Annotated in this window: 17 protein-coding genes; 5 read left to right on the top strand and 12 right to left on the bottom strand. The window is 44.8% G+C overall.

Going from position 1 to position 21402, the window contains the following annotated elements:
* Positions 1–144 precede the first annotated feature (144 nt).
* The 3 genes from J7623_RS18605 (at position 145) to J7623_RS18595 (ending at position 6867) form a co-directional block, all read left to right on the top strand.
* A complete protein-coding gene (locus J7623_RS18605; RefSeq protein ID WP_291923113.1) occupies positions 145–3723 on the top strand; it encodes a SusC/RagA family TonB-linked outer membrane protein in 3579 nt (1192 codons plus the stop codon).
* A gap of 37 nt (positions 3724–3760) precedes the next feature.
* Positions 3761–5473 (top strand): SusD/RagB family nutrient-binding outer membrane lipoprotein, encoded by a 1713-nt coding sequence (locus J7623_RS18600; protein WP_291923111.1) that lies wholly within the window; start codon positions 3761–3763, stop codon positions 5471–5473.
* 77 nt (positions 5474–5550) lie between these two features.
* Positions 5551–6867, top strand: a complete 1317-nt coding sequence (locus J7623_RS18595; protein ID WP_291923110.1) for a cytochrome c — start codon at positions 5551–5553, stop codon at positions 6865–6867.
* Here J7623_RS18595 and J7623_RS18590 read toward each other — a convergent pair.
* Together J7623_RS18590 and J7623_RS18585 are read right to left on the bottom strand one after the other, a co-directional pair.
* Positions 6864–7421, bottom strand: a complete 558-nt coding sequence (locus J7623_RS18590) for a redoxin domain-containing protein (protein WP_291923108.1) — start codon at positions 7419–7421, stop codon at positions 6864–6866. The genes J7623_RS18595 and J7623_RS18590 overlap by 4 nt on opposite strands.
* 74 nt (positions 7422–7495) lie before the next feature.
* Entirely contained in the window at positions 7496–8779 is a 1284-nt protein-coding gene (locus J7623_RS18585; protein WP_291923105.1) for an HAD-IB family phosphatase, read from the bottom strand.
* Between the two features lie 238 nt (positions 8780–9017).
* Here J7623_RS18585 and J7623_RS18580 point away from each other — a divergent pair, with 238 nt between their 5' ends.
* A complete protein-coding gene (locus J7623_RS18580; RefSeq protein WP_291923103.1) occupies positions 9018–9473 on the top strand; it encodes a hypothetical protein in 456 nt (151 codons plus the stop codon).
* A gap of 36 nt (positions 9474–9509) precedes the next feature.
* On the opposite strand, the gene J7623_RS18575 is transcribed toward J7623_RS18580, so the two are convergent.
* The 8 genes from J7623_RS18575 to J7623_RS18540 form a co-directional block, all read right to left on the bottom strand.
* Positions 9510–9926 (bottom strand): cytochrome c, encoded by a 417-nt coding sequence (locus J7623_RS18575; RefSeq protein WP_291923101.1) that lies wholly within the window; start codon positions 9924–9926, stop codon positions 9510–9512.
* A 5-nt stretch (positions 9927–9931) separates the two neighbouring features.
* Positions 9932–11203 (bottom strand): PQQ-dependent sugar dehydrogenase, encoded by a 1272-nt coding sequence (locus J7623_RS18570; protein WP_291923099.1) that lies wholly within the window; start codon positions 11201–11203, stop codon positions 9932–9934.
* A 100-nt stretch (positions 11204–11303) separates the two neighbouring features.
* Positions 11304–14402, bottom strand: a complete 3099-nt coding sequence (locus J7623_RS18565; RefSeq protein ID WP_291923097.1) for a lantibiotic dehydratase — start codon at positions 14400–14402, stop codon at positions 11304–11306.
* Between the two features lie 87 nt (positions 14403–14489).
* A complete protein-coding gene (locus J7623_RS18560; protein ID WP_291923095.1) occupies positions 14490–14864 on the bottom strand; it encodes a response regulator in 375 nt (124 codons plus the stop codon).
* A 371-nt stretch (positions 14865–15235) separates the two neighbouring features.
* On the bottom strand, positions 15236–15994 hold the full coding sequence (locus J7623_RS18555; RefSeq protein ID WP_291923093.1) for a LytTR family DNA-binding domain-containing protein: 759 nt from the start codon (positions 15992–15994) through the stop codon (positions 15236–15238).
* A 5-nt stretch (positions 15995–15999) separates the two neighbouring features.
* Entirely contained in the window at positions 16000–17163 is a 1164-nt protein-coding gene (locus J7623_RS18550) for a histidine kinase (protein WP_291923091.1), read from the bottom strand.
* 575 nt (positions 17164–17738) lie between these two features.
* A complete protein-coding gene (locus J7623_RS18545; RefSeq protein WP_291923089.1) occupies positions 17739–18113 on the bottom strand; it encodes a hypothetical protein in 375 nt (124 codons plus the stop codon).
* A 19-nt stretch (positions 18114–18132) separates the two neighbouring features.
* Positions 18133–18879, bottom strand: a complete 747-nt coding sequence (locus J7623_RS18540; RefSeq protein WP_291923088.1) for a hypothetical protein — start codon at positions 18877–18879, stop codon at positions 18133–18135.
* Positions 18880–18983: 104 nt separating this feature from the next.
* On the opposite strand from J7623_RS18540, the gene J7623_RS18535 reads away from it, so the two are divergent.
* On the top strand, positions 18984–19880 hold the full coding sequence (locus J7623_RS18535; RefSeq protein ID WP_291923087.1) for a hypothetical protein: 897 nt from the start codon (positions 18984–18986) through the stop codon (positions 19878–19880).
* Here J7623_RS18535 and J7623_RS18530 read toward each other — a convergent pair.
* Together J7623_RS18530 and J7623_RS18525 are read right to left on the bottom strand one after the other, a co-directional pair.
* Positions 19877–20800: a DUF1266 domain-containing protein gene (locus J7623_RS18530; RefSeq protein WP_291923085.1), complete on the bottom strand. Its 924-nt coding sequence runs from the start codon at positions 20798–20800 to the stop codon at positions 19877–19879. The genes J7623_RS18535 and J7623_RS18530 overlap by 4 nt on opposite strands.
* Positions 20801–21150: 350 nt before the next feature.
* Positions 21151–21351, bottom strand: a complete 201-nt coding sequence (locus tag J7623_RS18525) for a hypothetical protein (RefSeq protein ID WP_291923083.1) — start codon at positions 21349–21351, stop codon at positions 21151–21153.
* Positions 21352–21402: the final 51 nt, after the last annotated feature.

Below are 21402 nucleotides of genomic sequence, written 5' to 3'. Positions count from 1 at the left end.
GTTAGCGCATCTCCGGTTATACAGGCAATTAAATATCGTCGCGAAACACATATTTCCTTACCTAAAATCAAATGTATGATTTTTACCGCTTGGTGCCAAAACAAGTGCGGCACCGCATTTTTACACTCTAAAACATGGATGGTTGTGAAATTGTCTGTAATACTTTTGTTGGTGGGCGCCCTGCACGTGAGTGCAACCGCCTTTTCCCAAAAGGTTACATTAACGGGCCAACGCCTCTCCCTGCAACAAGCCTTTAAAAAAATTGAAGAGCAAACAGGCTATCTTTTTCTCTACAAAAAAAATGTCATTGCAGCCGGCAACCCGGTTAATGTCAACATGAAAGACGCACCTCTGAATGATGCGCTGACTGCCATATTCCAGGGACAACCACTGGACTATGTAGTCATGGAAAAAAACATCCTGGTAAAACTGAAAATGCCGGAAAGAGCTACACTGCTGGCAATGGCAGATACCACTACCAAATCTGTTTCCGGTAGCGTAAGAGATGCCAAAGGCCGTCCTATTCCAGGCGTTTCCATTCGCGTTAAAGGGAAAGCTACGGGTGCAATCTCTAACCCGGACGGTAATTTCACCGTAAATAATGTGGCAGATGACGCTGTATTAATGTTTCGTGCATTAGGTTTCACGGCTTCGGAAACGGCTACCAAAGGAAGAAATAACCTGAATATAGTGCTGCAGGAAGATGAATCGAAATTGAATGAAGTAGTAGTAACAGGCTTTGGAGAAGAACGTAAAAAACGTTCTCTCGGCTATGCGGTAACAGAAATCAAAGGAGAAGATATTACCCGTGCCAATTCGGTAAATCCTATCGCAGCGTTACAAGGACTGGTACCCGGCTTACAGGTAACACCCGGTAATGGCGGTCCACAAGCTACTCCACGTTTTCTGATCAGGGGAAGTTCCTCCCTGGATGCATTCAGAAATACTCCCCTCATTGTAGTTGACGGTATTGTGATGGACGACCAGGTAGTATTACCTAACAGGGGCGGCGAACAGGATTTTGGTAACATCCTGAAAAATATTAACCCGGATGATATTGCCTCTATTTCCGTACTGAAAGGTGGAGCAGTAACCGCATTATATGGTAACAGAGCCGCTAATGGCGTTATCCTGATTACCTCTAAAAAAGGCTACTCCAAAAAAGGATTGGGCGTTTCTTTTAATCATACAGAATCATATGATAAACCATATGCTACTATCGCTTATCAGAATCGCTTTGGATCAGGTACCAGCCCCGAAAACTTTATTGCCCCCGGCCCTGATGGTATAAAAGGAATAGATCCTAACACATATGGCTTTGGTTATGGCCCTGAAATGAAGGGAGAACCGATAAAGGATATCAACGGTATGATCATTAAAAACGTTCCGTTAAACGTATTAAGCCTTTATCGTACCGGCAAGTTCATCAACTCTAACCTGGCAGTAGAAGGCGGTAATGAAGTCACTACCTTCCGCTTCTCCTATTCCAACAACAGTAGTGCAGGTACCACTCCTAAGAACGATTTCAAACGCAACAGTTTTAACCTGCGCGCCACCCACCGTTTATCCAAATCCATCCTGTTAGATGCGAATGTAGCCTATGTACGCAGTAATGCCTACAATCCCAACTACGCGAGCGGTGATAACAATATGATCTATAACCTTGCATTTGGTATCCCCAGAAACTATAATCTCGATTACTGGAGAAATCATTATATCGACTCTGTAAATGGTGGTATTAATAAGAACGATCCTGTTGGTAACTCCAGCATATGGTTTACACTGAATAAAGATAACCAACGGCAAATTGAAGATAACTACCGTGGTAACCTGACTTCAAAAATAAACCTGACACCCTGGTTAACGTTTGAAAGCAGCACCGGCGTAAACCTGTATTCTACTTCCTACGATCAGATGAAATTGGGCCGTGATTCTGCCTTCTCTGGTCCTGCCGGTTATTACTATACTTCGCTTAAAAGAATACTGCAAACGCGGTTGAAAGGAAACCTGAATTTCAATAAACAAATCAATGCGTTTGATCTCTTTTTGCAGGTAGGTGCGGAACTGAACAATTCAGAAACGAAATCCAACGTGGGCTATACCAGGAATGGTCTTAAAATACCAATGGTATATCGCCTGAGCAACTCAGTGGACGATCCCTATGCAGAAGAAGGCTCTCCCAATAAATACCAGACGGTATCAGGATTTTTCCAGGGTAGTGTTTCCTGGAAAGACATGTTAACATTGAATATCTATGGACGTAACGACTGGAACTCTACGCTCTTATATCCTGATGGGCACGGAGATTATTCGTACTTCTATCCCGGAGCAGATCTGGCCTGGATATTTACAGAAGCTTTCAAATTACCTGAATATGTTACTTATGGTAAATTAAGAGCTTCCTATATTATTGCAGGCAACGGTACCACCGTATACACAACCAACACCGGTGCTTATGTAACAAACCCTAATTACAATGACCCTTATGGTAACAGCATTGAAAGATATAACTTTCAATCCTCTACCCTTGGTAACCTTCACCTGAAACCGGAAAGATCCTATAAAATGGAATTCGGTACAGAACTGAAGTTCTTCCAGAACAGGCTGGGCGCAGATCTGACCTACTATAAACAAAATACCAAAAACCAGATCATTGCCTTGAAAGTTCCCTCAGAATCAGGCGTGGAAAATGCACTGATTAATAGCGGTAACGTACAAAATCAGGGTATTGAACTGGCATTATATGGGTCTCCGGTAAAAAATAAAAATTTCTCCTGGGATGTATATTTTAACTATACCCGTAATCGTAGCAAAATCATAGATCTTGCACCCGGCGTAGATAAAGTAGGTCTGGAGGGAGATGATGGTATCCGTACGGTAGCCATCCGTGGCGGCGAATATGGCACCATGGTAGCAGCCTATGGTTATGCACGCTACCAGGCAAAAGATGCAGACGGCAAGCCTGTAAACAGCGTCCTGAATGGCAAACCGGTGTTAAAAGCAAACGGGGTATTCTTACGTCAAACCGACAATCCAAATGCTACCGACAAAGAAGCAGTGATCGGATCTTCTGTACCTAAATTCATGGGAAGCCTGAGAAATACTTTCAACTATAAATCTTTCTCTCTTTCCTTCTTGCTGGATTCCAAATTTGGTGGCTATGTGTACTCAAATAGCTACAACTATGGCTCACAAGTGGGTATGCTGGAGAATACATTACCTGGCCGTACCAAAGACCTGGGCGGTATTGAATTCAAAGATGCGGCAGGTGTTACCCGTACAGATGGTATTATCCCGGATGGTGTTTTTGCAGATGGAACTGTAAGACTGGGTATTGATGGTCAGAATCACAACGTAGGTGGCATGACTTACCAGGAAGCCTATGACAAAGGTATTGTACGTCCGTTACGTGCATACGCTTATTATAACAACGCCTTCAGCTGGTTTGCCGGTATCCGCGAAAGATCTGCCCATGAATCATCCTGGGTGAGCTTACGCGATGCGTCACTGAGCTATGACCTGCCTGCACGCTTTGCTTCAAAAATTAAATTCAATGGTTTAAGACTAACAGTAGGTGGCAGAAACCTGATGTACTTATACAATAGCCTGCCTGACAAGGTGAATCCGGAAGATTATATCTCCAGCGGTTCTGGTGCTGCCTTCCTGGGTGGTGGCACACCACTTTCACGTACTATGTACTTTACTGTTAACGCCAGTTTCTAAACAATTGGCTGATTGAAGTTGATTTAAATTATTAAGTATGAAAATGAAAAAATACTTTTATAACACCCGGTCCTGTGCAGTTGCAACAATGGCGCTGGGTATGCTTGCGGTTTCCTGTAAGCGGGAAAAAATGGCAGAGTATAATACCGATCCAAAACTAATATTAAATATATCTCCCAAACCGTTGATCGCTACAGCCACTGTTAAAATGCACGATAACAACTTCGAGGCATTTTATGATAACATCCGCTGTATCTCTAACTGGACGCAACAGTTTGTCCGCAAAAACGGGAATGGCGTTAGCTTTACTACCACCGCAGGTGGTACCAATGTTCGCTACGGTAACTTCTATACCAATGTAGCGCCGCTGTTGGTGGATGCACAACAAAGAATAGATCTGATGCCTGCCGGCCAGAAAGAAAAATATGCTTACATGCGTGTTATTCCCGGCATATTGAAAGTATATTATGCCTGGTATGTATCAGATCCTAACGGCAGCCTGGCTTATGTGGATGCTATCAAGGCACGCCAGGGCGGAACTATCACGCCGGCTTATCAATCACAACAGGAATTATATACCATTTTTGATAAAGAACTGAAGGATGCCGTAGCGGTGCTGAAATCAACACCTGCTGCTATACAGGAATTACTCGGGCCTTCTGACCTGTACTTCCAGGGCGACCAGGCTTCTATTCAGAAATGGATCAAAGTGGCTAATACCCTGCGTTTAAAAATGGCGATGCGCCTTACCAAACGCGATCCTGAAAAAGTAAAAGCCATCGCTGCAGAAGTACTGGCCGATAATGTAGGCATTATTAGCAATGCCGCAGAAGAATGGATATTCGTTGGTGGATCCGGCTTTACCCAGGGCGGTAACTGGAACCCTTATCCAGATGCCGGCTTCTCTGGTGAAAAAAATACCGTAGACTTCCTGTGGAATACCCAGGATCCAAGACTACGTCTATTTTTCCGCAAGAACAGCTGGACGCAGGTTAATTTCGATGCGGCTAAACAACAAAATAAAATAGATGCCAACGCCGTATGGAATCCGCGCCAATACTACGGTCAATACGCCAGCCCGGATGCCAGTAAAGATGATGATAAAAAACGCTTCTTTGCCAACATCGTTATCAAAGACGGCAACAATGACCTAACACTGGATACCATCTCTCCAATTCAGCAAAGATTATTTCAGGCAGAATACAATGGTGGTAAAGGCTTCACTTCCTTCCCACTCATTACCTATGCCGATGTTTGCTTCATGCGCGCCGAACTGGCCGCCAGAGGTATGACTACCGAGTCTGCCGCTGACTGGTACAACAAAGGAATAGAAGCCTCTATTTTGTTATACGACCGTATGGGCAAAGCCGCTCAGTTGCCAGATTATTCCCCGGTACAACCTGCAGAAATCGATGCCTATAAACAACAACCCAACATCGTTTTCAACCCGGCCAAAGCATTGGAGCAAATAGCGATACAACAGTATCTCACTTACTTCAAACAGCCTAATGAAGCCTGGGCGCTGATCAAGAGAACCGGTATGCCTAACACCACTACCAGCCTCGCACTGGAAGCACTCAAAGGTGACGGCCAACCACTCGACATGCCACGCAGATACGTGATCAACTACCCGCTGGGTGGTGACCTCAACTACACCAACAGGACAAAAGCGATCGACGACATGCGCAAAGATCCTGACTTCGGTTTACCAACCGATATGTTCGGCAGGATCTGGTGGGATAAAAAATAGTCATTGACATCCATTTCATACAGCAGGTTTGAGCAGATATTTTCTATCCCGCTCAAACCTGCTTCTTTAACAGCCATATGAAAAAAACAATATTCCCGGTACTGATTCTCTTCCTGCTCTCTTTCGCCAGCTTCGCTCAGCAGGCCACCTTTTACAATGATATCGCTCCTATTATCCACCGCAACTGCACGCCCTGTCACCGCCCCGGTGAATCAGGCCCCTTCCCGCTCATCACTTATGAAGACGTAGCCCGCCGCGCCAACTTCATCAAAAAAGTAACGGAAAGCCGCTACATGCCACCCTGGAAACCGGACGCACACTACACTTCCTTCGCCAACGAAAGAAGGCTCTCCGATGCCGATATCCAACTGATTGCTGACTGGGTAAATAATAAAGCGCCCAAAGGTAAGCCCGGTAAAGTAAACGACGTCCCCACCTTTACCACCGGCACCCAATACCATCGCCAGCCCGACCTGGTGCTGAAAATGCCCAAACCCTTTCTCATCAAAGGCGATAACCTCGAACGATTTGTTGTATTCCGCATCCCTTTCGAACTCGCGGATTCCATGAATGTGGAAGCTATTGAGTTCATTTCCGGTAATAAAAAACTGGTACACCATGCCAACTACGCCGTATGCGCAGCCCCTCCGGGAATTGATCCGAACGCCGGCGACGACTTTATCAACGTAACAGAAGACGACCGCCGCAAAAACGAACAATACCGCCCGTTACAGCAAAACATGATTTATTACGGCGGATGGATTCCCGGCGCTTCGTACGAGTCCTACCCAAAAGATATGGGCTGGGTAATGCCCCGCAAAGGCGCTATCCTCCTCACTATGCACTATGCCCCGCAAGGCAGGCCGGAAGAAGATATCAGCGGGTTGAATATCTTCTTCACCAAAACACCGGTGAAACGTAAAATAAACCTGATCAGCATCGGCTCCGGTGGCATCGGTGAAAAAGATATCGATCCCTACTTTTATATTCAACCCAACCGCGTGAAAACATTTACCGTGAAAGTAACTACCCCGGCGATGGATCAGTCGTTGCTATATGTATGGCCACATATGCACCTGCTGGGAAAAAAATTCACCGCCTATGCGGTTACACCACAAGGCGATACCATCCGGCTGGTGAACATCGCAGACTGGGATTTTAAATGGCAGGAACTTTATCGTTTTAAACACCTGGTAAAAATACCACGTGGCTCCATACTCACTGTAGAAGGGACTTACGACAATACCGCGGAAAATCCTAACAATCCATTTAATCCGCCGCAAACTATTTATTCAAGTGGAGATATGAAAAGTACAGATGAAATGCTCACCCTTGTAATGCTGGCAATGCCTTATGAACCAGGCGATGAAACATTGCCACTAGAGCTACCCTAGAAATCATTGATTAAACATCCTACCGGCGTTGTACGGGATAATACTACCGGCTGTTGTTGTAAACTTTGTTGGATCGCAGCCGCCAGGTAATGTTCCGTAGCCGCTGGTCTTTTTTTACCGAGATTCACTACCCAGTTGTCGATGGCGCCCCGGTAAAGCGCGATGCCCGTGTTATTTATCAGCAACACTTCCGGCGTAACAGTGGCCTCCAGGTAAGTACTCACCACTCTGTCGCGGTCCCGGTATATCGCAAATGGAATGGCGTAATGCTTCCGGAACCGGCGGATATCCTTCATTGAATAAGCCTTTCCCGGCACAATGCCTGCAAAGCGCACCTGCCCTGCGTATTGCTCACTCAATTGCTTCAATACTACACTATAGTTTTTACACAAAGGGCATTCAGGAGATAAAAATACAAACACGGTAAATCCGCCAGTGACTTCCTTTTTCAAGGCAGGCATTTTGGTAAGGAGCGTTGTTCGTTCATAGGTTTGTCCCATGGCAGATAAGCACCCGCCAGCACAGAGTAACCATAAACACAGCCTTAGTAACATGTTGATACCGGTTTAAAAAAGAGCTGCCTCAAAAAATGAAACAGCTCCTTCTCTTTATAACTTATCAAATATACTCAATATAACACCCGGAAACTGATGGTATCTTTTATTTGTTTCAGGTCCTGCCATACTTTTTTATCATACTCTGCACTGATGTCTGTAATCACATAACCAATGCGCTCATTGGTCATCAGGAACTGCGACACAATATTGGTGGAATGATCGGCCAGTACCTGGTTTACCTTTGCCATCATGCCGGGCACATTGCGGTGTATATGTACAAAACGATGCCCGTTCTTTACTTTAGGCAACTGGATATTCGGGAAGTTACTGCTTTTGAAAGCATCGCCGGTATTGATAAAATCGGCGATTCGCTTCGCTACAGATTCCGCCTTTTTGATGTTATCAAAAATAACAATGCCCATATCGGTGCAGGTTTCCTGCGAAATATATTTCTTGCTGTTGCCCAGGTAGCCAATCACTTTCAGGCGGGTAGCCTTAGCCAGTTTCTCCGGCGCAATGGTTTCCTTATGACCCAGCAAAATGATACCAGCTTCTTTCAGTTGCTTGTCTTCCAGCTTGGCAGTATGTTTCACCGTAAAGCCTTCTTTCTTCAGGTACTTAACTGCAGCATCCGGCACATCGCCTACTACCCAGCATTGTATCCTGTTTTTAGGATAGGAAATAGCAGCGGGCAGGTTATTCAGGTACAGGAATTCATCCAGGCTGGGCGTGATATGATCCGCTTTCTCTGTAACAGATTTACGTTCTATATTTTCCGTAAACGCATAAAATTTCTTGATCATCCCAGATTCCTTCAACTGGAAATCCGAGTAGCCGTCACCGATACCATGAATTTCTCCGGGCAGCTGCAGTTCCTTCAGTAGCTTCACTTTCCCGCCTTCGTTGGATAATGGATTATTTTCATCATACCCCACTATTTTTCCTTCCTTGTTAAACACAAAGGTGTTGGCGTAAATGTTTTCTTTTTTGATATGAAACGGCAGTACCACTGGTGTGATAAACTCTTTAAAACCACCGGATACAATCAGTACATCATCTGCATGCTGTTTGAAGAAATGCTTATTCCTGGAAAAAGAGGTAGATACCTGTTTTTTTAAATGCTTTACCAACTGCTTCAGATGGTCTTTATTGGCTTCCAGTAACTGCACCCTTCCTGCCAGGCTTTCGCGGAACGACAATTTTCCTTCCATTGCCAGGTTCGTCAGATCCTCTATTTTTTTGTAGATCTGTTCCCGCTCCGGGTGCTCCTGCAACGAAATGCGCGCCAGTTCATCCAGTGCTTCTACCTGCGTGAAGGTGCTGTCGAAATCAATAATATAATACTTTTTACTCACGGATTTGTTTTTAAATAGCCTGCTGTTGCGCTTATCGGAGCACAAAATTATAAGTTTAAATAAACTTTAAAAGACAATCTTTCTTTTCCCGTGATTGGAGATCTTGAAAATATTATTATAGGGAGATGACTACCGGCTGGGCAATATCCGCCGCCACAGCAGGCGCACGGCGGTATCTATCTCACAAAATATTTTGATGGCAAAAAATATTACATTATTTTTTCGCAAATATGTGTGAATGGAACGTCAACAAGCGAAGTGTCCGAACTGTGGAAGTGCTGAATTTATTGCACCGGTTATCGATGAAATGGCCTGGCTACTCGCCGGCAATAATCCTACGGTAACGGTTACCTGTACCCATTGCGGCTCCAAATACCAGACAAACGCCTCGGTGAACATGGTGAAGCCGGAAGCGCCAACACCACCACCTGCACAGATATATATTGTGCAGGCCCCCGCAGCACCAACAGAAAGAACTTCTATGACGGGGCTGAAGTTTGGACGGGTGTTAGCCATCATATTTTCTGTACCTGCAGGTCTTGCCGCCATTGTTTCACTGGTTGCTGTATTCTCAGATGGCAAACCAGAGGAAACATCCGGACTGATCATCGCCACCGTGATTTTTGCCAGCTTTACCCTATTTTTTGTATTGATGGCCCGCTACTTTAAAAAGCGTATAAAAAGAGGCTACTGATATTCCCGGTCATGAAAATATAATCAATACCTCCGGCTACTTCCCGGCTCTCGCTTTCTGTACATCCGCTACTGTTACCGCACTGGCCTTGTTCCCGAAGTTACTCCGCACATACGTTAACACATCCGCTATTTCCTGGTCTTTCAGAAAGTTATGCGGCGGCATGTTATTGGAATAATACTCATCATCAATAGGTTCAGACGACTGCATACCTTTCAATATCACCTGCACCAGTTTATTTTTGTTGCCCAGCACAAATGAAGTCTTTATCAGTGGTGGGTTTAAGTGAGGTACACCACTGCCGTCAACCTGGTGACAGGTTAAACAGTATTGCTCATACACTTTCTTCCCCCTGCTGACCGATTGGCCACCACCGGGCTTCTTCGGGGTTTGCGCGGATAAAAAAGAAAGTGTTGCACAAAGTGCAACACCTGTAAAGATCATTTTTTTCATACTTGTTATTTACCGCTATAACTGATTTTATAGACTGTTCCTTTTACATCATCTGTTACATACAGGGAACCATCCGGGCCCTGTGCCAGTCCACATGGACGATGCTTCGCCTGTCCGGGTGATTGTATATTTGCCACACCCGCAAAGTTATCCGCAAATATTTCCCATGGGCCGGAAGGCTTGCCATTTTTAAACGGTACAAATGCTACCAGGTAACCTTTTTGTCCTTTCTGACGGTTCCAGGAACCATGCAACGCAACGAAGGCGCCGTTTTTATACTTCTCCGGAAACTGGTGACCAGTATAAAACAACAGCCCATTGGGCGCCATATGCGCAGGGAATGTAACCACCGGATCTATTGCTTTCTCTCCACCGGTTTTAACACCATCACCACCATATTCAGGGGCCAGCATTTTCTTATGTTTGATGCCATCATAGTAGATATACGGCCATCCCGCATCATCGCCTTTTTTCAGAGCATACATACATTCCGCCGGCAATTCATTACCCTGTTCCAGGTTGTAATGTTCCGGGAACATATCATACAAACCATCGCGGCCATGTTGCATTACAAACAACTGATTCAGTTCTGTATTCCAATCCAGGCCCACGACGTTACGCAAGCCGGTGGCATAGCGTACCCCATCACGATACGTTTGGTTTAATTTATCAGCTTTAAACTGCCAGATGCCGCCAGCAGAGTCCAGTATCGGACATCCGGGAATACCTTTGGAACCCTTGGCCCTGTCCTGTACCTGGCAGGAGTTGGAATAAGCACCAATGTTTACGTAGATATTACCGGCATTATCCAATGCCAGCGATTTAGACTCGTGCTGATGACGGTTAATCAACCCGGTCACTATTTTTTCCGGATGCTCCGGATTAATAATTTCGTGTTTATCATTCAGCTTATAACGATAGACCTCTTCATCAGAAGAAGCATAGAGGTAGTTGCCTTTGATCACCATGCCGGTGCCCCTGTAGGTACCAAAAGTTTTGGCAGCGCCATTATGTATTACGGCAATGGCTTTACCGGGTTTGGACGACTGGATTTTTACATAGATATCGCCCTCCGGTGTTACAGCAATGTGACGGGCCCCTCCCAGGTTATCTGCCACTACCTGGGCTTTAAAACCTGCCGGCAGCTTCAGGCCTGCATTGCCTGGTTCTTCGGTGACACGATGATGCAGCACCGTGCTGTCGCCGGTATATGCAAAACTCGGCGCAGACAAGGTCATCACAGACAAGCATCCCAGCAAAACTACTTTTGTTTTCATGCTATTATGTTTTCAATGAAATAAGCGGGTTCTCTTATGCTGTAAAAATAACAAGGTTTTTAGTTAATCCGTAAATATTGGATAAATGGCTGGGCCGGCGTCAGCCCCTCGCTATTTTCGACGCATAATACTTCATCCCGTAATGATATATTACCAGCTCCTGCAGTCGGGCGCTGGCGCTAAACATCCGGTTCAGGAACATATGCAGGTAATGCGGCATCAGCGCCGTGGCTGCCAGTGGCTCAACCGTCCTGATTTGCGCAGCCAGCTCCCTCATAGCCATCCGCCGGGCATATAGTATTTCAGCGGCACCCGCCGGTAACGTATAATCATGCCCGTTATCATCCAGCACATGGGCAATTTGCCGCGCAACTGCGCGGTATTTGTTATTCAGTTGAAATTGTAAGTTATCATCACCATGATGCTCTTCAAAAAATTGTCGCTGTAATTGCCGGAACAACTCCCATTTCATGCGTGGGGTATAGCCAAATTCCGTCAACAGATCATCTGCTCCTTTCAGCGCCAGCAGCCAGCGCTCGTTCGTTTCTGCAGCACCAATCAACAACAGTAACTGGCTCACAGCAATACTGTCGTGGAAAAAGAATTGCTCGCTAAATACCATGGTACCTGCACCATACCGCTCCAGCTCACGGGTATACGTATCAAACTGGATCTTTTGCACAATATCATCATCCAGGAAGGATAAGAGCGCCTCCTGCAACTGCTGGATAATAACCGGGCTGCTTTTTTTATAATCCGGCAAATGAAAACGGATACGGATATGATGTTCCGGATCATGGTAGCGAATAAAAAACCAATAATCGGTTAACTGTGTCGCCTGCCACTGATGAACCAATGGCAGCAATGTCTTTATTAACAGCTTATCCGTCCATTTGGCGCCACAATAAATTTTCGCATACAGCCATTCGCTTCCCGGCGGGAAATGCCGTCTGACAGCAGGTTTGGTCTCAGCTGCCAACAAAGGTAACAGGGGCTGATGATATGTTTTATTATAAAACGGTATGATGACTTCATTGCAAAAAAAGCCGCTTTCATTGGCCAGTAAACGGCTGCCTTCATTAAACAACTGTTCGTACAATAATACAGATCCTTTCCTGAGCTTGTCGGTTAGCAGCATCACGGCAAATACATCGTTCAGCTGAATCAAGAGCTCATTGTCTCCTTCTGTCAGCATCACCAGGTCTGGCATATGATACCGGGTCTTTAGCTGCTGTATGGCCTCCGCAGGTGTGTATTCCCGGAGTAACTCCTGGAAAACAGGTTGCGAAATATACCACCTGGCTCTTTCCAATATCACTTGCTGGTATACCACTCTGGGCAAAAATGGTTGCGTGCTGAGATGCCCCCAGTTCCAGCCGAGGGAAAATGATTGCTGCTGTTGCAGATCACCCAGAAATTTGTACACAGCTAATCCCCGGTGATAATTATGTGCGCTGGTAAGCCTTGGCAATACTTCTTTGTTTAGCCGTGCAGAACGTAATATCACCCTGTTATGCCGCACAGATACGTATAAGTCGCTGACCGGTATTTGAAACGCTTCATCTACCCCGGACTTGCCTAAAAAAGGAATTTCATAATCGTATAGTCTGGGCCGTAATAATACGTTCCCAATACGGCCTTCCGGCAGGTGTACTATTTCTGCCAGGATACGGTCTTTTTCCAATGCCTGCTCGCTGTCAGCGAATGCCTTCAGATATGTCTGCAGTGTGTCATTGCCCGCAGCAAACCGTCCCATCAGGGCCAGGGCATTAGGTCCATTACAAGAACGAAGCTGCAACTGGAAGTCGCCGCAGTCTAATGCAGCAGCATCTGTAGCGATGAGCGCGCCCAGTAAAGTCATATATGGAGGCAGCGACACCGGCGTACCGGCATCGCGTAATGTGTCCAGGTCCTTATCCGTTAGATCGATAACACGGCGTTGCTGTTGCCGGGCCTGCAGGAATTGTTCCTGTACAAATTTCGTTTGGGCGTTCCAGTAAAACGATTCATCCTTCTGGCTGGCGGGCATCACCAGGTCGTCGATCAGCGGGGTATAACTGGACTTATCTCCGGAAATAACCCCATAGCCTATACCCGACTCACTGTCTAAGGCCTGCATCAGCGGGATTTCCCTCTGATCATATTGTTGAATAAATTGCTGCTTGAATGTTTCCAGATCCTGGGGCGTTCGCTGATTTCCCAGCACCGCCAGGCGTTCCAGCTGTTGAGATAATAAGGTAGTCACTTTGTCAGACAGGTCGGCTACCGCTGGTTCAAAGAAAAGGTCAACCTGTACGGGATCTTTCACGGGGATCTCCGGAAAATTTGCGGTCAGCAGCGTCCTTATTTCCTGGTAATGTGCCACCCCGGTAGTTTGCCATAGCAACAGCTCCCCAATGCGCTGTAACGCCGGCAAACAATCCAATGCAGGGGCAATCACGCTCAGTTCCCGGACCAGTTCCTGCAAGCCATGTGGGCGCGTGATAGCGGGGGTTAAACCCGTTACCAGGATGTGGTTGGTAATGAGGGATTCAATAAAAATCCGGGCTTCTGTGGTGGGGATATCCAGTTGCTCCAGGGTAGCTATCAATGCCGCGATGGTGGCACCAGATGCAGCCGTTTGGAGTACGGCCCTGGTATAATCGGTTTGCGTAAAAGCGCTGAGGTAATAACGGCGTTTTTTATCACATAGCTGGTACTCAAAATATCGGGCGGATTGCCCATGTGGATACAGGCTATTATTAGGATAAAATGGTATTTGCTCCCGGAATCCGGGCCATTGTACCAGTTCATTCACCAGGTCAGATAAATATTCCATATCCAGCCGGGTCACCTTATGTCGGTTGGCAGCAGCAGGCGAAAAGCGGGAGGGTGCTGGTACAACGCGTCCGGTAACACAGCCGGCAAATAAGCCATAAGGTGTACAGCGGGCGGTCATTCTCAGCAGGTAACGGTACAATGCCAATGGCATTTTTAGCGTGTGATCGGGCTGTTCCAGCCATTTCATCATCTCTGTATGCAGGGCAGGGCTGGCCAGGAACACTGCTTCCTGTAGCAGTGGACTGGCATAGATTTCTCTAATCGCGGCAGTAAAAGACGCTTCCTGGTTTTGACTCCTGCGATGCAGGCGGATCGCGTCTTCACATGACAATAGCGGCATCCTAAGCAGGTAGAAGCCGCAGGTAGTTAGCACGGACATATCCTTTAAACATACTTCATTTTAGCGGGGAAATAGTAGTTCCCCGGCCAGTATGCCTAAATAAAGATAAAAAAGGTTTCACTGATGTCAGGTAACACCTATTTTTACACCGGGAATAACACGCTCCATTTCCTCTACAAATTTCTTGTAGCTGGCAGGCTTACCCAGGTACCCTTGTTTTTCTTTCCAACAAAGGGATTTTATTTCGCGGCTGGAGTAAGCAGTTACAAGAATAAAAACGCAGTCCTTTTTAAGAAACTGCGTTATAATATCCTGCGCATTACCTCTCAGGTTAACATCCAGAAAAACAACATCCACTTTTCTTTCAGCGATCAGGCGATCAATAGTAGATAACTCTGACGCTTTCTTTACGAGTTTCAGATAGGAAGTTCGTTGGATATAGCTTTCCAGTATGTCCAAGGCCAATGGTTCGTCATCTACTATGGCACATCTGTATTGCATTTTTACTAAGGGTTAAACAATTAGGAATAGTAAACATTCACCATTAGGGTCTTGTTGTTGTGAACACTGTAGACCCAATTGTTGGTGGGACAGTAGGCATACCACCTGTACTCGTAGTATCCTGGCCGTCTGATGTGCCCGGGGCATTTATATTTGCAATGGTAGCAATGTCGGCTTTTGAGATAATTTCCTTTTCTAATGTTAACATCGGGCGGCCATTCATATTATTTTTCTGCATAAAATTCCGTTTAAGAAAAACTGACGATTGATATCAATTACCGAAACTCGGCCATCAATATCAAATCACATAGTTTATTAGACGTAAATACATTTATTTTCGACCAACAGCCGCCATTAGCCGGTAGAGACTGTTACTCGTCGTCGTCATTATAGTTGGCGATGCCAAGTAATCTTTTAAGTTCCTGCCGGGATGATTTGGAGATAATTACCGTTTGCCCGTTTACCACTTCCACCGTATTTCCCATAATGGATTTAATAGCCTGCAGACGGATAATATAGGATTTATGAATACGCATAAACTGGTCTGCCGGCAACAGGTCTTCCATTACTTTCATTCGCATATAGGTTATGATATTCTTGTCACGACAAACAATTTTGATGTAATCCTTCATCCCCTCCACGTAGTAAATATCATCAAAAAGGATCTTAGTGAGCTTATTATTGTCTTTTACAAAAAGGTGATTAGTGGGTGCTGTTTTAGGTTTTACCGGCTCCGAAACAACTGCCGGTTGTTGCTGTTGACGCTGCCCCATATGATTACGGGCCTTATTGACTGCCTTCAGAAATCTTTCAAATGAAATGGGCTTTACCAGGTAATCCACCGCATCCAGTTCGAAACCCGCAATAGCGTGATCTCTTGAAGCAGTAGTAAAAATAACAAACGGCGGATTACTCAATGAACGAATCATTTCGATTCCATTGATATTAGGCATCTGTATATCTGAAAACAACAGGTCTACGGGCTGTCGTTGTAATTCGTTGATGGCATCAAACGCATTCTCACAAAATGCGACCGGCCGCAGATAAGGCACCCGCCCTATGTAATTCTCCATCAGGTCTCTTGCAAATGGCTCGTCATCCACAACAAGGCAGGTAATTATTTGATCCATATTTTTTAGTTCAACGTTAATGTCAAGGCAACTTTGTAATATTCGGGATTATTTTCTATAAATAAAGTATGCTCGTCAGGATATAACAAAATAAGCCGTTTACGGGTATTGCTAAGCCCAATTCCTCCCTGTCCTTTTTTGACCGCCGGTTGTTCACCCTTGCTATTCGTAATTTCAAATCTCAGTTGCTTTTCTTCCACCACCAGGGAAGCATGTACCCAACATTTATCTGAATTGGTGCTATGCGAATATTTAAAGGCATTCTCTACAAATGGAAATATAAGTAAAGGAGCAATCAGGTGATCTCCCATCCCATCTATATCACAGTCAAACCGGATGCTGGCATTTTTACCATAACGCACACTTTCCAGTTCCACATAATTCTGCAGAAATTCTGCCTCCATGTTCAATGGCACCTTTTCCGCATTTGAATCATACAAGGTGTAGCGCATCATTTCCGACAAGTGCATGATCAGGTCTGAAGCCAGGGCATCATTCCTGATGGACAATGAATAAATATTATTCAAGGTATTGAACAAAAAATGCGGGTTTAACTGGGAACGAAGGAAATTCACCTCCAGGTTAAGGTTATCTCTTTCCAGCCGCAATGTGCGGGTGGAAACCCGTATCACATCCAATACCAGCTTCAGTGATAAAACGGGGCCTATCGTCATTAACACCGGCCAGATGATCTTCAGAAAATGGCTAAATTCAAACACACCAGCCCAGCCTGATGCAACGGTCCGTTGGAGGAATTCCCGGAGAGAAACATCTTCCACTACCATAAACCGCACGATGTACGCCGAACACAGGTAATTGATCACCGACCAGAATACAAATGGTACGCAAAAACATAACAGTGCCAGAAATATATATCCTTTCAACAGTACCCTGGGAATGATAAAGTAAAAACCAACATAAAAAAAGAACATGGCACCCACCACATTCCGGATCATAAAAACAATGCTCACGCTAAATGACACCATAAAGCTGGACCTTATCATAAAGCAATACATCACCGCCATGAAAAGCCACATGATCACATGCGCCCACACCCGGATACTGGTGGCATTGTATCTATCAGACAAAAAGAATGAAAGCCATTCCATTAATCTCCTGCCAACATCAGGTGATTTTCCACCGGTTTTACTTCTGAAAAAAGCTAGCATTGATCCCTTATATATAATTTTTTACACTAAGTACAGGCAAGTAATATAAAAGTACATTATCAATTTGAATTTTCTCTTTCATATAAAATATTATAATTATACAAATATCACTTTTAGTCTATAACTTACACATTGACAGCCGCTTCGAATAGCCCACCCCATTTACAATGTTGGATACAACCGCACTTTCATCGCGTTTATGCGTCACTTCATCTAATAAGTTTAAAAGGATCCCGGATAAAGCTGACTTTTGAGTTGTTACCAGATGGCTAACAGTGACGAGAAGATCTTTATTTGGAAAATCATAAAAACAAGGATGAAGTTGCGCAACAACTTGCGGTCATTATACTTTCATCCATTGTTGTTACCATTGTCACTTTTACATAAACTAATTTAATAATATTACACCAATCTGGTCAGAAAACCTAGCATTTTTATCCAACGTTCACTCCAAAAAAAAATTAAATAATAAGAGCGAGGATATCATAAATCTACCTGCTCATGTTATTCTATTCTATGTAAACACTATGAGAATCCCCTGCAGCTCCTAAACTCCTGAAGAGATAGACGTCCGTCTATCTCTCTCTTTTATATCCCAGCTCTCCCAGCCGCCAGAGGAATACTTCCGCTATCAGCATCCCCACCAGGTAACCTACCGGCTTCTGATGATATATACCCTGACAAAGCCTCGCAAGTCCTATTCCCAACATAAAAATAAATAGGCCCCTGAACGGAACATAGCCTCCCGCAGGAAACTGGCACAAACGAGACACCAACAGCGTCACTACACTACTGCCCACGCACAGCGCATAAAAAGCCACAAACAATGGCCCCCGTATCACAAATGGATTCCATTGACAGGTAACTCTATACAAATACAAAAAAGGTAAAAAAACGGCAATAATGGCGTAAATATATCCCCCAACAGGGTTTAAAGTAAGTCGTTTCATATGATCTCATTTTAAATTTTCAGGAACCACATCCACCGCAGCCACCGCCACAGCCACTACCACAACTGCTGCCACAACTACTACCGCTGCTGCAGCTACTACCACAGCTACCACCACTACTGCTATCGGATTGGGATTTTTGACCAGGCTTATCATCCCTGTTGATAGCCCTGGCAATCACAAATCCCCAGAAAACAATCATGATGATCACTCCAAACGGTGCGCTGTCGTTACTACAGCCGGGAAATAAGAAGAAAGAAAAGAGAAAGAAGAGAAAGGTTAACCAGGATTTGCGAAACAGGGAGCGTCGCTTTACTACAGCAGGAGGAGTATTACAGGGCCAGTAGTCTGCCGGTGGATCTTCTCCGAAATATCGCCGGTACTGTTGCCGGGTATCATCCTCCCAGGCCAGGTATTTTTGTTTTTCTGCCACACCACCGGAAGAAGGATAGTGGTGGATTTTTCGCTGGAGCGTTTTCTCACAAAATTCCTCCCAGTAATTTTGTGTATATAAAAGGTGCTGGTGCCACACTTTATCTACAATTGGCGATGGAGAAGCACCGGTGGGAGAAATACAACAGAGGTAGATAAATCGCTTATACTCCTGGATAGCTTTCTGAGTAAACCCTTTATCCCATTGATTTTCCCGGGCCAGCTTTTTAGAAAAGGGAATCACTGCATCAGGGTCATCCATCCGGAAAGCATCAATTTGCTGCCATAGCAGCGTGCCCGGCGATAAGGCTACAAATTCATTGTTTTTAATCATATACGTTTGCTTTTTTTGTTGATTTAAATGTCTGAAAAAGCAACAAGACTGAAGTATTCTGCCTATCTTACAGCGACCTATTTCCGTATTATAATCGTATTATCATGAGTAAGGAAGAATTGCTTAACCTGGAGCGCTTAATGAATTATATGGCGCATCAATATCTTAAAAAGCTCAGTTGGGAAGATGTTTCAAAAACAGAATGGAGCTTTATTGTAACAGAATTCAATACCGCTATTGAAAAACAGCAACGCCAAAAGAAAATCAGTAGCCCGCCTCCCTTTTTTGGCGATAATTACTTTTACGAACACCTCGTTATCCGTAAATTAAAAGCAGCGAAAAACAATACCGCACTGGCTTCCATCAGCAGCCCCAACTTTTCCAAACTCAATATTATTGCGGTAGTGCTGGGGTTCGACAGCTACATCGACTTTATCAACAACGCAACGGAACTATTCCCCTTTCATGAGCTGAAGATCAATATTCCGCTGGCCGCTACCAACGAAGCCCTGCTCGATCACCTGGTAGGATACTGGTATTGTTATAACCGCAACCTGCCACTAAAAGCGGGAAAAAAAGAACCGGAAAGAATCTGGCGCTCTTCCTTGGAAATTTATAAATCAGGAGATGAATACCTCGTGGAGCGTACCGGGAGAGACAATCATATGTACTATGGCAAAATAACTTCCTATGCCAACTACATCTTCATTATTATGAACAGTACTACGTTTATCCGTCAACGTCATTTCATCGGAAGAATAAAAGATGTGGAAGACAAACTGAAAAAAAACGGACCCGCTATTAATGAACTGAACTTCGTGAGTACTTGTGTGAGCTTTAATGAAGAGCCTATTGCGCTCTTTGAAATATTTCATCGGGTAACAAAAGTAAAAGACTTCCAGAAAGCCTCTGTAGATCTGGCCTTCGACAGCCCTTTACTGCCTAAACATCTCCTGCCGCACCTGAAAGATATTGAGCTAAACAGGATCACCGCACACTAAGATAACTGCTCGGTGTTGCTGAATGATAATACCTTCCAGGGACTATCCGGCGCCACCAGCAGGTATTCCATATTATTATACAAGGCCTCAATGCTGGCCATCTCGATGCCATTCCATACACAACGGGCAAACTGGTACGATAAAGAAAGATGCCTCCAGGAGCTATAGGTGCGCTTAATCAGCGGCATACCCCACATAATATATTCCAGGGCCTGCTCATAGCTGATATATCCTGCATCATAGCCTGCACGGCTTAAATTGATGATACGGCCAAAATCCCAGATCAGCATATCCGGCTGTAAATCCTTATCAATCAGCTTTCTTTCCCGGAACAGGTCCAGCGCATCACGGGTATTCCGCAAACGCTTCATCACCACCTCCTGCTCCAATGGACTAGTAGCAATGTACTCCTTCAAAAATGCCTTGCTTTCTTTCATGGACACGGTATTAATGGCCTGCCATATAATATCGTACTCAATGCGATGTCCACTCTCCTGCAGCCAGGCAATCATTTCATGCAACTCTTCTGCACTGTCTATTTCCCACCACTCCGACAACTGTTCCCGGCAAACATATTTATCCATACCCGTAGTAACATCATTGAGGAACTGACGGTTTAAAAACGCAATATCAGCGCCACAAGCCACTGCCCACTGCTCCGCCGCATTCAGGCGGGTAGCAGGGTTCAGCACCACCTGCAGTGGTTCATCCTCCGCATCGTTCACATCTGCATCATCACCAGAAAACATTTGATTAAACTGCTTTATATTCTCAGCGAATGTATTCATTTGTTCACTCCAGTCTTTATCATGTGAGATCGCCTGTTCCATCTGTTGCTTGTACATCGCAATCGCTTCTTCTGTAAATCCTATATCACGCAGGCGCTGCCAGTAGTGGTCCATAGAATGCTGTTGGTCCATAAGGATCGGTTTAGGGTAATGGCTAAATGGATTGGTCCTCCGTTATTTACGATTAAAATTACGGAAAAGTTTTTTCATAGTCCTTTACATATCAAATATAGTTAATATATCGAAAAATCTATCATATTAATAGCCAGGCCATCCGGCTTTCTTTGGAACTACCAATAGATCTTATCTTGTGAAATCATCCTGATAAATGTTGAACAGAAGCAGTACAACTGTAAAGCATATACGCTAATAGTACAGGGCCCAGTCACGTCAAAAGTAACCTTCTGCCTCTATAAAAACAAAGGGCACACCAATATTAGCATGCCCGGTTGCTCTCAACATGTATTTGCTCCTATCAACGTTTATTGTATATCCCAACAAGCTGCCGCCGCATTGGCATTTACTTTCACGGTCAGATACGGGTTGCTGTTATTCCCCATATCATTCTGCCGGATCATAAATCCAATGCGCGGATCATGCGTGGATTCCGGGTATTCCGCAAAAGAAAAAGAGGCATCATTGTGAAACAGGATCACGTTAAAGCCACCATTCTTCAAAAACAAAAGGGTTGATTCACTGGCGATTTCTACTCTTCAGGCATCGCCGGAGAAGGC

The sequence above is a fragment of the Chitinophaga sp. genome (assembly GCF_017745275.1).
Taxonomy (GTDB): Bacteria; Bacteroidota; Bacteroidia; order Chitinophagales; family Chitinophagaceae; genus Chitinophaga.
Note: the sequence above shows the minus strand (reverse complement) of the source record. Positions and strands in the feature narration are given on the sequence as shown.

Coding starts and splice junctions, on each gene's coding strand:
- J7623_RS18600 (WP_291923111.1), top strand. CDS start 3,761: ATGAAAATGAAAAAATACTTTTATAACACCCGGTCCTGTGCAGTTGCA.
- J7623_RS18595 (WP_291923110.1), top strand. CDS start 5,551: ATGAAAAAAACAATATTCCCGGTACTGATTCTCTTCCTGCTCTCTTTC.
- J7623_RS18590 (WP_291923108.1), bottom strand. CDS start 7,421: ATGTTACTAAGGCTGTGTTTATGGTTACTCTGTGCTGGCGGGTGCTTA.
- J7623_RS18580 (WP_291923103.1), top strand. CDS start 9,018: ATGGAACGTCAACAAGCGAAGTGTCCGAACTGTGGAAGTGCTGAATTT.
- J7623_RS18575 (WP_291923101.1), bottom strand. CDS start 9,926: ATGAAAAAAATGATCTTTACAGGTGTTGCACTTTGTGCAACACTTTCT.
- J7623_RS18570 (WP_291923099.1), bottom strand. CDS start 11,203: ATGAAAACAAAAGTAGTTTTGCTGGGATGCTTGTCTGTGATGACCTTG.
- J7623_RS18565 (WP_291923097.1), bottom strand. CDS start 14,402: ATGTCCGTGCTAACTACCTGCGGCTTCTACCTGCTTAGGATGCCGCTA.
- J7623_RS18560 (WP_291923095.1), bottom strand. CDS start 14,864: ATGCAATACAGATGTGCCATAGTAGATGACGAACCATTGGCCTTGGAC.
- J7623_RS18555 (WP_291923093.1), bottom strand. CDS start 15,994: ATGGATCAAATAATTACCTGCCTTGTTGTGGATGACGAGCCATTTGCA.
- J7623_RS18550 (WP_291923091.1), bottom strand. CDS start 17,163: ATGCTAGCTTTTTTCAGAAGTAAAACCGGTGGAAAATCACCTGATGTT.
- J7623_RS18545 (WP_291923089.1), bottom strand. CDS start 18,113: ATGAAACGACTTACTTTAAACCCTGTTGGGGGATATATTTACGCCATT.
- J7623_RS18540 (WP_291923088.1), bottom strand. CDS start 18,879: ATGATTAAAAACAATGAATTTGTAGCCTTATCGCCGGGCACGCTGCTA.
- J7623_RS18535 (WP_291923087.1), top strand. CDS start 18,984: ATGAGTAAGGAAGAATTGCTTAACCTGGAGCGCTTAATGAATTATATG.
- J7623_RS18530 (WP_291923085.1), bottom strand. CDS start 20,800: ATGGACCAACAGCATTCTATGGACCACTACTGGCAGCGCCTGCGTGAT.